The following is a 12,094-nucleotide window of genomic DNA, read 5'->3' on the forward strand; positions in this document are numbered from 1 at the left end:
CATGCAGAACGTTCAGCCAAAAGCCAGCCACTTCATCGATGGTGCCTTCGTTGAGGACAGCGCGGGTGCCGTGATTGAATGCATCTATCCCGCGACTGGCGAAGTAATCGCCCGGGTGCACAGTGCAACACCGGCCATCATCGACAAGGCGCTCGCTTCAGCCGAACGTGCGCAGCGTGAATGGGCCGCACTGGCCCCGGTTGCGCGCGGCCGCGTGCTGCGCCGTGTGGCCGACATACTGGTCGAGCGCAACCGCGAACTGAGCGAGCTCGAAACCCTCGATACCGGCAAGCCATTGCAGGAAACCCTGGTGGCAGATGCGACCTCGGGTGCCGAGGCGCTTGAGTACTTTGCGGGGCTTTCCGCCACCATTACCGGTGACGCGATCCCTCTTGGCGAGGATTTCGCCTATACGCGGCGCGAACCGCTTGGGGTATGCGTCGGTATCGGTGCGTGGAACTACCCGACGCAGATTGCCTGCTGGAAGGCGGCGCCGGCGCTCGCATGCGGCAATGCCATGGTGTTCAAGCCGTCCGAAGTGACCCCACTTTGCGCGCTCAAGCTTGCCGAGATCTTCATCGAGGCGGGCGCCCCTGCCGGTCTGTTCAATGTGGTTCAGGGCTATGGCGATGTTGGTGCCGCCCTCGCAACCGATCGACGGACAGCCAAGGTCTCGCTCACCGGATCGGTGCCGACCGGGCGCAAGGTCTATGCTGCCGCCGCGGAAGGCATCCGTCATGTCACGATGGAGCTTGGTGGCAAATCGCCGTTGATCGTGTTCGAGGATGCCGACATCGACAACGCCGTGAGTGCGGCGATCAATGCCAATTTCTATTCCACCGGCCAGATCTGCTCGAACGGCACACGCGTCTTCGTTCATGAGGACATCCATGACCGGTTCGTCGAGCAGCTTTTGCAGCGCACCAGCAAGGCGGTTCTCGGAGATCCGCTCAACGAGGCCACCCAGATCGGCCCGCTGATTTCGAAGGCGCAGCGCGACAAGGTGCTCGGCTATATCGAGATCGGCAAATCCGAAGGCGCAACGCTGGCATTTGGCGGCGCGGTGCCCCAGGACCTCGACAGCGAAGGGTACTTCATCGCACCGACGCTGTTCACCGATGTGCGCGACACCATGCGCATCGCTCAAGAAGAGATTTTCGGTCCGGTGATGTGCGTCTTGCGCTTCAAATCGGAAGACGAGGTAGTGACGCGCGCCAATGACACCGAATACGGCCTATCGGCAGGCGTCTTCACCCGCGATATCCAGCGCGCTCACCGCGTGGTCGCTGCGCTCGAGGCGGGCACCTGCTGGATCAACACCTACAATCTGACGCCGGTCGAGATGCCGTTTGGCGGCGTCAAGCAATCCGGTGTCGGGCGTGAGAATGCGCGCGCTGCAATCGAACACTATTCGCAAGTCAAATCCGTCTATGTGGCCATGGGCGACGTCGAGGCACCGTTCTAGCCGGGAGACCACTCGTGCAGGCAGATTACATCATCATCGGGTCAGGTTCGGCAGGCGCCGCAATGGCCTATCGGCTCAGCGAGGACGCGAGCAACTCCGTGATCGTCCTCGAGTTTGGCGGCACCGATGTCGGGCCGTTCATCCAGATGCCGGGCGCCTTGAGCTATCCCATGAACATGGCGCGCTATGACTGGGGGTTCAAATCCGACCCGGAGCCCGGTCTCGGTGGACGCAGGCTCGCATGCCCGCGCGGCAAGGTCATCGGCGGGTCGTCGTCGATCAACGGCATGGTCTATGTGCGCGGACACGCGCGCGATTTCGACCATTGGGCCGCCTCCGGCGCGACCGGCTGGGGCTATGCCGACGTTCTGCCTTATTACAAGCGGATGGAACACTGGCATTCGGGCGGGCATGGCGGCGATGCGGACTGGCGCGGCAAGAACGGCCCGCTGCACATCACCCGTGGCAAACGCGACAACCCCCTGTTCAAGACCTTCGTCGATGCCGGCGAGCAGGCGGGCTTTGAGCGCACCGAGGACTATAATGGACAAAAGCAGGAAGGCTTCGGCCCGATGGAGCAGACGGTCTGGCAGGGCCGCCGCTGGTCGGCGGCCAATGCCTACCTGAAACCGGCACTGAAGCGATCCAACCTCGAACTCGTCCGGTGCTTCGCCCGTAGAGTCGTCATCGAGAATGGCCGCGCTGTCGGTGTCGAGATCGAGCGCGGTGGCCAGATCGAGACCGTGAAGGCCAACCGCGAGGTGATCGTTGCCGCCTCCTCGATCAACTCGCCGAAGCTGCTGATGCTCTCTGGCATCGGCCCGGCGGCGCATCTGGCGGAGCACGGCATTGATGTTGTCGCTGACCGTCCGGGTGTCGGGCAGAACCTTCAGGATCACCTGGAACTCTACATCCAGCAGGCATGCACCCAGCCGATCACGCTTTACAAGCACTGGAACCTGTTCGGTAAAGCCATGGCCGGCGCGTCGTGGCTGTTCTTGAAGCAAGGCCCCGGCACCTCCAACCAGTTCGAAAGCGCCGCGTTCGTGCGCTCGCGCGCCGGTGTCGACTACCCGGATATTCAGTACCACTTCCTGCCGATCGCAGTACGCTATGACGGCCAGGCGGCTGCCGAAGGACATGGATTTCAGGCGCATGTCGGGCCGATGCGATCGCGTTCGCGCGGCGCGGTGACGCTGCGCTCGGCTGATCCGAAGGCCGACCCGAGCATTCTGTTCAATTACATGTCGCATCCCGAGGACTGGGCCGATTTCCGCCACTGCATCCGCCTGACCCGCGAGATTTTCGCGCAGCCGGCGTTCGATGAGTATCGCGGCAAGGAGATTTTGCCGGGCGCAGATGTCGAGAGCGACGACGAACTCGATGCGCATATTCGCGAGCACGCGGAAAGCGCCTACCACCCGTGCGGCACCTGCAAGATGGGCCGCGCCGATGATCCGACGGCGGTTGTCGATCCGGAATGCCGGGTGATCGGCGTCGATGGCCTGCGGGTCGCCGACAGTTCGATCTTTCCGCGGATCACCAATGGCAACCTCAACGGGCCATCGATCATGGTGGGCGAGAAGGCATCGGACCATATTCTGGGGCGCCATCCGCTGCCGCCGGAAAATGCCGAACCCTGGATCAACCCGCGCTGGGAAACCTCGGACCGCTAGGGCGATAGCGACGGCCTCTCGCGCCAATGTGTGCTGAACTTTTCGGGCAACCGGCACTATCCACTTGCCGGAGTCCTCAACGTGCTCTATCGCTCGCGTCGTCCTCGATCTCGCCGATCGGGGGCTTGGCCCGGTCGGAGATTCCACCTCCTGGCCGGGCCTTCATTTATCCAGCATGGATTCGCCTCAATGGCTTACCCGCCGCGCCGTCACACTAGCGCCACTGAAAAGGCCGAAGCCCTTTTCAAGGCTGCGACCACAAAGCCTGCGGACGCCAAGCCCAAGGCCAATGTCATCCCCCAGGGCAAGGAACAGGTCTCGATCCGCATCGATCACGACGTTCTCGCCTACTTTCAGGATGAGGGCGCCGGCTGGCAGGACCGCATAAATTCAGCGTTGCGCAAGGCAGCCAAGCTCGATTGAGGCCACACGCATGAAACCATTTCAAAAAGACAGCTTCGCCGACCGGCGCAAGAACTCGGTCGACGCCAAGAAGCAGCTGCTCGACAAGCTGAAGGCGAAGTCGGACGCCGCCAAAGACGACTCCGACGGCTCCGACAAAAAGAGCTGATAGACACAAAGGGCCGGACACTCGCCCGGCCCGTCATTCGTGATCTAGCGGGCGGCCCAGTTCATGCCGCGCTGCACGATGGTGCGCATCTGCGGCACCTCGAACTCGCTCGCGACATGCCCGAGCGCACTGTAAAACACCCGGCCCTCGCCATGCTTCCGCTTCCAGGCGACAGGCATCGTCACGCCATCCACCCAATAGGCATGCTCGCCGGTGAAGGTGGTGGTGGCGAGCACCTCGTTCGATGGGTCGACATGCATGTAGTACTGCTCGGAATGGAACGGGAACCGTTCAATCCCCTCCATGATCGGATCATCAGGCTTGGTGATGTCCACATGATAGTCGATCACACCGCCGGGGTGGCTCACGAACTGGCCCCCAACCATAAACTGATAGTCGACCGCTTCACGGAATGAATCCCCCATGCCGCCGTGGAAACCAGCAAGGCCAACGCCGTTGCGCACCGCCTCGCTGAGGTTGGAAAGCTCTTCTTTTTCGATCTTCGACATGGTGATGATCGGCACGACGAGGCTCAGGTCGCGCACTGACGGATCGGCGAACGCTTCGGTCGAGTTTTCGACATAGACCTTGAAGCCGTCTTCCTCCAGCATCGAGCGCACGATATTGGCGCAAGGCTCGGGCTCATGGCCACTCCAGCCGCCCCAGACGATCAGTGCTTCGCGCATGATAAATCCTCCTCCTGAAAATAATGCGGATTGAAATCAGCGAACCTGGCGGTCCGCATTTGATGGACTGCGACCGTTCAGTGCGTGCCGAATGGTTTGCGCGCCGGCATAGGCGGGGCCGGTTGTTCCCCACGGGGCGCCGTACAGTTCGCTCAAGGCGACGGCGGCTGCGCCACGTGCCCAAAGCGCGTCACCAACATCGTCGACCACAAGATTGAGCACTGATTCGAGCGCCGGCGGCAGAGACTGGCTCAATGCGGTCCGCAGTGGATCGAGCAAATGGTCCTCCAGCACCAATCCGCCGCCGACCAGTATCACGCGCGGCGGTGCGAACAGGCAGACAAGATTGGCGATCGCGAGGCCAAGCGCCTTGCCCGCGCGCGAGGCCGCCGCTCGCAACTCTGTATCGCCCTCTTCGATCAGCCGACGCATCTGGCTCATGCCATGGCCGAGCCGGATGGCTTCACGAAGGCGCGGATCCGGGTGGTTGGCATCGAGAATTGAGCGTTCGCTGGCGATGTGCGACAGGCGCTCCGAGGTGCTTGGATCAGAACCCATCATCATGTTGCCGAGCGCGAGGCTGAGTTCGCGCGCCCCGCGAAACAGCTGGCCGGCATGCATCACGCCAAGTCCGAGATCCTCCTCGATCGAGACCAGCACGAAATCATCGCAATCGCGTGCCTGGCCGAACCAGTGCTGCGCGATGGTGATGGCGTTGGCATCGCTTTCAACGAGAGCATCGATGCCCAGCCGCGCCTCGATTGCGCTCTTGAGCGGCACGTCGGCATCGCGAAACAACGGGCTCGAGCGCACCTTACCGGTCGCATGCTCGATGACGCCCGGCAAAGCCAGGGCGATGGTCTTGATCTCGGATAGCGTCAGACCGGCATTGAGCACGCAGCGGCGCACGCCGTCCTCGACCAGATCAACAATCACATCGCTGGGCAGGCGATCCACCCGAACCGGCAATGTAAGCTCGGCAACCGGATCGCCTTGAAAGTTGGTGACTGCAAAAGACAGGCGGTTGGTCGCCAATTTGGCCCCGACGATACGTGCCGCGTCGGGATTGAGGCGCAGCATGACGCGCGGACGTCCCCGGCTATTATTGCGCAGGTCGCCCTCATGATGTGTCGAAATCAGCTCGTCATCGAGCAGTGACGCAGTGATCGCCGAGATTGTCGTCGTCGACAGTTCAGTGCGTTCGCCGATCTCGACACGGGAGATCAATCCCGATCGCCGGATGACGTCGAGAACGTGAAAGCGATTGATGGCGCGCATCAATTCGGGGTCGGCGGTCTTCATGCTCCTCCAGCTCGCGACAGCGCCTTCAAGGCTTTATTTTGTATCGCGAATAAATGGCGATGCCTTCGTGCCACGAAGCTGTACTCGTTGACAAGCTTCTCGCAAGAAAACCCCGACGCAGCAGTCGTTATTGCCAGCGCTGTTCAGCCGTGGCCGAAGTGCCTCTTGACATGCGTACCTCATGGCGCACTATTTAATCCGCAATATGGACAAATATGTCCTTGCGGGAGGAGAAATCGATGATCCACAATTTTGGCCGCCTTGCGCGGCACAGGAATGCTATTGCCCTGAGCTTGGCGGCACTGCTCGCCGGCGCCTCCGCGAGCGCCGCTCAGACCACCATCAACTGGCTCCACCTCGAGGCCAACCCGGAACGTCTCGCCACCTGGGAAGAGATTGCTGCCGCCTACGAGGCGGAGAACCCGGACGTCAATATCGAGTTCCAGTTCCTTGAGAACGAGGCCTTCAAGGCCAAGCTGCCGACGCTGCTGCAGTCCAACGAAGCACCGGACATGTTCTACACCTGGGGCGGCGGCGTGCTTGAGGCACAATCGCAGACTGGCGCCATTCGCGACATCACCGCTGCAATGGACGAGAATGACGGCGAGTGGCGCAGCTCCATCAGCCCTGCCGCTGTCGACGGGCTCACCATTGACGGCAAGGTGTGGGCCGCACCGATCCAGTCGGGCGTGGTTTCGTTCTTTTACAACAAGGAACTGTTCGAAGAGGCCGGTGTCGATGGCGAAAGCATCGAGACCTGGGACGATTTCCTTGCGGCCGTGCAGGCGCTAAAGGATGCGGGCATCACCCCGATCGCGGGTGGCGGTGGCGAGAAATGGCCGATCCACTTCTACTGGTCTTATCTCGCCATGCGCGAACTCGGCCAGGAAGGCTTTAATACCGCCAAAAATGGCGAAGGCTTCATGGGCGAAGGCTTTGTTGCAGCCAGCGAAAATCTGATCGAACTGGGCGAACTCGATCCGTTCCAGGAAGGCTGGCTTGGGGCAACGTGGCCGGAAACACAGGCGGTTTTTGCTGATGGCCGCGCCGCCATTATCCTCAGCTTTGAGAACACCGCGACACCGCAGAACCAGGCAAATGCCGCCACCGACGGCGAAGGCTTGGCGCAAGACAATATCGGTCGTTTCCCGTTCCCCGTCGTTGAAGGCGGCGAGGGCCAGATCACCGATGATTTCGGCGGACTGAATGGCTGGGTGGTGACGACCAACGCACCGCCCGAGACGGAAGACTTCCTCAAATACTTCACCAATGTGGAAAACACCCGGCTGCTGGCTGAGCGCAACAACGTGCTTCCCACCACCATCGGTGCGCAGGAAGGCGTAGCGGATCCGACAATGGCCATGGCTGCCGAACAGATGTCGAAGGCCACCTGGCACCAGAACTATCTCGACCAGGATCTCGGGCCCAATGTCGGTCGCGTGGTCAACGACATGTCGGTCGAGCTGGTGGACGGTCAGATGACGCCGCAGGAAGCCCTGCAGCAGATTCAGGACGCCTTCTCGATGGAAATGATGTGATGTCACTTGGCCGCCGCTCAACGAGCGGCGGCCGCACCGACTGGTCCCGAAAGCGGGAGTTTTCTTTAGATGAGTCAATCCAGCTCTATTTCGGGAAGCACACCGGCCGCTCTCGGCCGTGCATCGCGTACTGGCAGCCGGCGGCGCAGCGAACTGCGGGACAAATTGCCGGTCCTGGTGCTGTTCCTGCCTCCGGCTCTCCTGGTGTTCACCGTCTTCGTCATTCTGCCGATGGGCGAGGCCGCGTGGTACTCGTTCTTTAACTGGAATGGGTACGGTCTGCCGACGCAATGGGTCGGCTGGCGCAATTACGAGCTGATTTTCAACAACAGCGCGTTCCGCCAGGCACTGACCAATAACGGTCTCATCATCCTGGTTTCGATCGTTGTTCAGATCCCGCTGGCGCTGTGGCTGGCGACGATGGTGTCGAACCGCATCAAGGGCGCCGTCACCTTTCGGTTGCTGTTCTTCTTACCCTATGTTCTTGCCGACGTTGCCGCCGGCCTGATCTGGCGCTTCGTCTATGACGGCCAGTTCGGCCTCGTTGCCGGCATCTATGAGGCCTTCGGGGCCGAGGCGCCGTTCTGGCTGGCGGATCGCGATGTTGCATTTTATGCCGTGCTCGCGGTGATCGTGTGGAAGTATTTCGGCTTTCACATGATGCTGTTCGTTGCGGGTCTGCAGGCGATCGACCGCAATGTGCTTGAGGCGGCAGATATGGACGGTGCAACGCGCTGGCAGCGCTTCTATCTGGTCACCCTGCCGCTGCTGGGCTCGACAGTGCGGCTGTCCATATTCTTTGCGGTCATAGGATCGCTGCAGCTGTTCGACATGATCATGCCGCTGACCGGTGGCGGACCGTCGAACTCCACCCAAACTCTGGTGACGTTCCTGTACTCGTTCGGCGTCATGCGCATGCAGGTCGGCTTCGGCTCTGCCGTCGGCGTCGTGCTCTTCGTCATCTGCGTCACCCTGGCCTTCGGCTACAAGCGGATCTTCATGAAAAATGACTGATGCAACAGCTTCGACGCGGCCGCCGATCGGGGCGGAAACCGGCAGAACGGTCTCCTTCGAGGCCAAGCTTTATCTTTATACGAGCCTGTTCGTTGTTGCCGCGATCATCATCATTCCGCTGTTGATGACAGCGCTCGGAGGCTTCAAGACCCTGGGGGAGCTGCGCAGCAACCCCTTCGGTCTGCCCTCCGAGTGGCAGTGGTCAAACTATGCGGACATCCTGTTCAGCCAGCGCTACTGGCTGCAGATGGGCAATTCACTGCTGATCGCCGCATTCACGGTGTTTCTGACCCTGATGTTCGCCTCAATGGCGGCGTTCACCTTCGCCCATGTGAAGTTCTTCGGCTCAGGCTATCTGCTGAACTATTTCCTTATCGGCCTGATGTTCCCGGCTGCGACCGGCATCCTGCCGCTGTTCATCCGTATCCGGGATCTTGGGCTCCTTGACACCTATTGGGGCGTGATCCTGCCGCAGGTGGCGTTCGGGCTGGGGATGAGCATCCTGCTGTTCCGCAACTATTTCCGGAACCTGCCGGGAGAACTGTTCGATGCCGCCTTCGTTGATGGTGCCGGGTATCTTCGGTTCTTCTGGCTGATCACGCTGCCGCTCAGCCGGCCGATTATCGCCACTGTGGGCATCATCGCGTTCGTTCAGAGCTGGAACAGCTATATCCTGCCGCTGATCATGCTGAATTCCGAGGACAAGTATCCCTGGCCACTCGGCATCATGGTCTATCGCGGAGAGTTCAGCACCGACTGGCAGCTGATCCTGGCGTTCATCACATTGACCATTCTGCCAACGGTCATCGTGTTCTTCGCCGCACAAAAGCACATCATCGCCGGCCTGACGGCAGGCGCGGTGAAATAGCCAAGAGCCGCCCTCGTGCACAGGCGAGGGCGGCTCTCTAGCAAACAAACTCATGCGTGAGATCGCGCGAGCGCAGGCTTCCCCATTTCTGGCACCAGGCGGAGCAATCGCCCGAAATGGTCAGGCGCCTGTTGGAGCGGATGGCGATGAACAAGCCGACCGACAGCACCGACTCAATTGCCGCATGCTGGTCAAGCTTGGGATACTCGGCCTGACGTAGTGCAGGCTCGAGCTTGCTCGGGATGGCAAGGCTCGCAACCCGCTCGCCCTCGTGCCATGCAAGCTGCACCACGATATCTCCGGCGCTGGGGCTGGTGTCGTATGCGAATGAGCCGATCATACAAAGTCCTGGAAGGTCTGAAGCGTCTGGTTCCAAGTCTTCAACGAATGAAAACACTTTTTGTAACAGCTGACCAGCGCATTCGTTCGGTTCGAAAACAGACAAGACCCTTTCAACCCGCAAGACGAGGGGTCTTGAAGGTGACGGAGAGGTCTTCGATGAGGGCCGGTTTGCCGAACCAGTAGCCTTGCGCGTAGTGACACCCAAGCGCGCCAATGAGCTGCGCCTCTTCTGCAGTTTCCATGCCTTCGGCGACGAGTTTCTTGTCGAGTGCGAGTGCCAGTTCGACGATGCTCTTGACGATCTTATAGTTGGGCGAGCCCTCTTTCAGGTCCCGCACGAAGCTTCGATCGATCTTCAACGTATCGAACGGCAAGGTCGCGAGGTAGCTGAGAGACGAGAATCCCGTGCCGAAATCGTCAAGAGCGATGCCGATACCGCATTCGCGCAGCGTGTCGAGCGTGAAGAGGACATCCGGGCTGTTGCTGAGGACGCTTTCCGTCAGTTCCACTTCAAGCCGTGTCGGATCGAGGCCGCTCGCCGCAACGATCGTTGCCACGTCCTGCGCAAAGCCAGCGCGTCCCAGTTGCCGGCCCGAGATGTTGACGCTGATACGCCCGAGCCAGGCGTTGCTGGCCGCTGTCTCGCACGCCTGCTGCAGCACCCACGCACCCAGTTCGACGATAAAGCCGGTTTCCTCCGCGAGTGGGATGAACTCAGCCGGCGAAATTGCGCCGAGTCGCGGATGCGTCCAGCGCAGCAGTGCCTCGACGCCGTGCAAGGTGCCGTTCGCAAGGCATATCTGCGGCTGATAAGCGAGATGCAGCTGGCCGGTGCCTATTGCTCTACGCAGTTCCCCGTCCAGAAGCCTCCGGCGCTCAACGCCCTCGCGCAAGGCGGGTGAATAGTGCGATATGGCATCCGAAGCACCGGGGGTCAGAAGTGCCATCTCGGCGGCCCAAAGCAGCTGTTCGGCTGACCAATCCGCCTCAGCGTGCGCATGGGCGATGCTGACGCCGATATGGGCGGCATGCTGTCCCGACACGAACTGGTCGGCAAAGACGCCGCGTATGGCTTCTGCGCCTGTTGAAGCTTCGCAACAGCCAGCTGGCGCCGTGACGGCAAAGGTCTCGTCGCCGACCCGCGCCACGCTGTTGAATTCGAGCGTTGCGAGACGCGAGGCGATCTCTGCCAGCATTTCATCGCGCACCGTCTGACCAAACGCAGCGCCAATGGTATCGGCCCCCTGAAGCCGCATGAGCCATATTTGGCTCTCCGGTGCCGCCGGGCGCAAATTGAGCTCGGAAAGCAGTCCGAACCGATTCAAGGCTCCTGTCACCACATCACGGTGAGCAATAAATTCCAGTCGCGCCTGAAATTCGGTTCGCCGGCGATATTCGTGCTTCAGCCGCTCTATAAGGCCCACCACCATCACCGCGAGGAGCGCCAGATGAAGCGCGGCAGTGCTAATAAGAAGCCCGAAAGCTTCAAGCAGGGCGAGGGCGGCAATTTCGGAGGCCAAAGCCACGGCCAGACATATGCCGATCAGTGGTGCCAGCTTTGGCTTTCGACGTAGGCCAGAAAGCCCGACGACCAGCACCGCCGCCGCCAGCGCAAGCCAGGGACCAGTGCGGATGATCGATCGGTTCTGCAACATTGTCTCAGTCGCGGCGACCTGGATGAGAGGGCCGGCTATGGTGCCGAAGCGCGGCGCAGTAAAGAAATCGCGCAATTCCACGGCAGTCGCGCCGATGATGACCGTCTTGCCCGCGACCCGCTCGCGATCGAACGTCCCGGACAGCACTTGCGCGGCCGTCAATCTGTCGATCTTCGTGACGTCGATCCCGAAGTCGATCTCCTGCACGCCCTCCAGCCGGACCTGCCCGCCCGCAAGCACCGACGGCATCGAGGCGATCGCCCCCTCGCTTGTTGCAATGGCCTCGGTCACGGCCGTAACAAGCGTACCCTGTCGCTGAACATTGACCAGAACCGGCTGCGCATGCGCTGCGAAGGCGGCTATCGGCAGGGACAGGCTCGTTTGCTGTGTTGCCGGCGAATACTGCCGGAATGCGGCGAGATAGGCTTTGCCTTCGGCGCGCGCCAGCGACGCCGCGAAAGCGGCATCGTCCTCGGGGTTTGAGCTGGCGCTGAAATCGATGTCGAAGGCCACCCGGGACGCGCCGCTGTCCACCAAAGTGTCCAGAAGCAGGGCATGCAGGAAACGTGGCCACGGCCATATACCGACTTCGCCGAGGCTCGTGGCGTCAATCTCCACGAGCACGACGTCACCAGACGGCGCTCGCGAGGTCGCCTCAAACCGTGCGTCTTCGATCGCCTGGTGCAACGAGGCAAAGACGCCGGCAAAGTCGAGAAGAAAACAACCAACCACCACGGCCAGAAGCACGCCGGTACGCGTCAGGCCGGACATAGGCGGACCCTCCAAATGAGCGGGTAAGCGGGCTAGCGCCCGCGGTTGCCGTTGCCGTCACCATTGCCGGAGTTCCCACCGCCATTGCCGTTGCCGCCGCCGTTACCGGAGTTGCCGCCGCCATTGCCGTTGCCGCCGCCATTGCCGGAGTTTCCACCGCCATTGCCGTTGCCGCCGCCATTGCCGGAGTTCCCACCGCCATTGCC

At 61.3% G+C, this 12,094-nt stretch carries 11 protein-coding genes; 7 read left to right on the forward strand and 4 right to left on the reverse strand.

Annotated features, from left to right (window positions below; genetic code table 11):
• Window position 1: 1 nt before the first annotated feature.
• The 4 genes from betB to IE127_RS07880 all read left to right on the forward strand — a co-directional run bounded on the left by betB (window position 2) and on the right by IE127_RS07880 (window position 3,712).
• Window positions 2-1,465, forward strand: coding sequence for a betaine-aldehyde dehydrogenase (gene betB / locus IE127_RS07865; RefSeq protein WP_189425015.1), 1,464 nt, complete (start codon window positions 2-4; stop codon window positions 1,463-1,465).
• 14 nt (window positions 1,466-1,479) lie between these two features.
• A complete protein-coding gene (betA, locus tag IE127_RS07870) occupies window positions 1,480-3,141 on the forward strand; it encodes a choline dehydrogenase (RefSeq protein ID WP_444542491.1) in 1,662 nt (553 codons plus the stop codon).
• A 189-nt stretch (window positions 3,142-3,330) separates the two neighbouring features.
• Window positions 3,331-3,564 carry a BrnA antitoxin family protein gene (locus IE127_RS07875; RefSeq protein ID WP_189425017.1) on the forward strand — a complete coding sequence of 78 codons (234 nt, stop codon included), beginning with the start codon at window positions 3,331-3,333 and terminating at the stop codon, window positions 3,562-3,564.
• Window positions 3,565-3,574: 10 nt separating this feature from the next.
• Window positions 3,575-3,712 (forward strand): DUF6481 family protein, encoded by a 138-nt coding sequence (locus IE127_RS07880; protein WP_189425019.1) that lies wholly within the window; start codon window positions 3,575-3,577, stop codon window positions 3,710-3,712.
• 44 nt (window positions 3,713-3,756) lie between these two features.
• Here the strand turns inward: IE127_RS07880 and IE127_RS07885 are convergent, their stop codons facing one another.
• Together IE127_RS07885 and IE127_RS07890 are read right to left on the reverse strand one after the other, a co-directional pair.
• A complete protein-coding gene (locus IE127_RS07885) occupies window positions 3,757-4,398 on the reverse strand; it encodes a ThuA domain-containing protein (protein WP_189425021.1) in 642 nt (213 codons plus the stop codon).
• Between the two features lie 36 nt (window positions 4,399-4,434).
• A complete protein-coding gene (locus IE127_RS07890; protein ID WP_189425022.1) occupies window positions 4,435-5,700 on the reverse strand; it encodes an ROK family transcriptional regulator in 1,266 nt (421 codons plus the stop codon).
• A gap of 239 nt (window positions 5,701-5,939) precedes the next feature.
• Between IE127_RS07890 and IE127_RS07895 the strand changes: the two genes are divergently transcribed.
• The 3 genes from IE127_RS07895 (at window position 5,940) to IE127_RS07905 (ending at window position 9,120) form a co-directional block, all read left to right on the forward strand.
• A complete protein-coding gene (locus IE127_RS07895; protein ID WP_189425024.1) occupies window positions 5,940-7,238 on the forward strand; it encodes an ABC transporter substrate-binding protein in 1,299 nt (432 codons plus the stop codon).
• Window positions 7,239-7,307: 69 nt separating this feature from the next.
• Window positions 7,308-8,252 (forward strand): carbohydrate ABC transporter permease, encoded by a 945-nt coding sequence (locus tag IE127_RS07900; RefSeq protein ID WP_189425026.1) that lies wholly within the window; start codon window positions 7,308-7,310, stop codon window positions 8,250-8,252.
• Window positions 8,245-9,120 (forward strand): carbohydrate ABC transporter permease, encoded by an 876-nt coding sequence (locus IE127_RS07905; RefSeq protein WP_189425028.1) that lies wholly within the window; start codon window positions 8,245-8,247, stop codon window positions 9,118-9,120. The genes IE127_RS07900 and IE127_RS07905 overlap by 8 nt, the downstream gene beginning before the upstream one ends.
• 37 nt (window positions 9,121-9,157) lie before the next feature.
• Here IE127_RS07905 and IE127_RS07910 read toward each other — a convergent pair whose 3' ends face one another.
• Complete coding sequence (locus IE127_RS07910) at window positions 9,158-9,460, reverse strand: hypothetical protein (protein WP_189425030.1); 303 nt, start codon at window positions 9,458-9,460, stop codon at window positions 9,158-9,160.
• Window positions 9,461-9,572: 112 nt separating this feature from the next.
• Window positions 9,573-11,888 carry a putative bifunctional diguanylate cyclase/phosphodiesterase gene (locus IE127_RS07915; RefSeq protein ID WP_189425032.1) on the reverse strand — a complete coding sequence of 772 codons (2,316 nt, stop codon included), beginning with the start codon at window positions 11,886-11,888 and terminating at the stop codon, window positions 9,573-9,575.
• Between the last annotated feature and the right edge of the window lie 206 nt (window positions 11,889-12,094).

Origin of the sequence: Devosia pacifica (genome assembly GCF_014652635.1) — a bacterium.
In the GTDB taxonomy this organism is placed as follows: Bacteria; Pseudomonadota; Alphaproteobacteria; order Rhizobiales; family Devosiaceae; genus Devosia; species Devosia pacifica.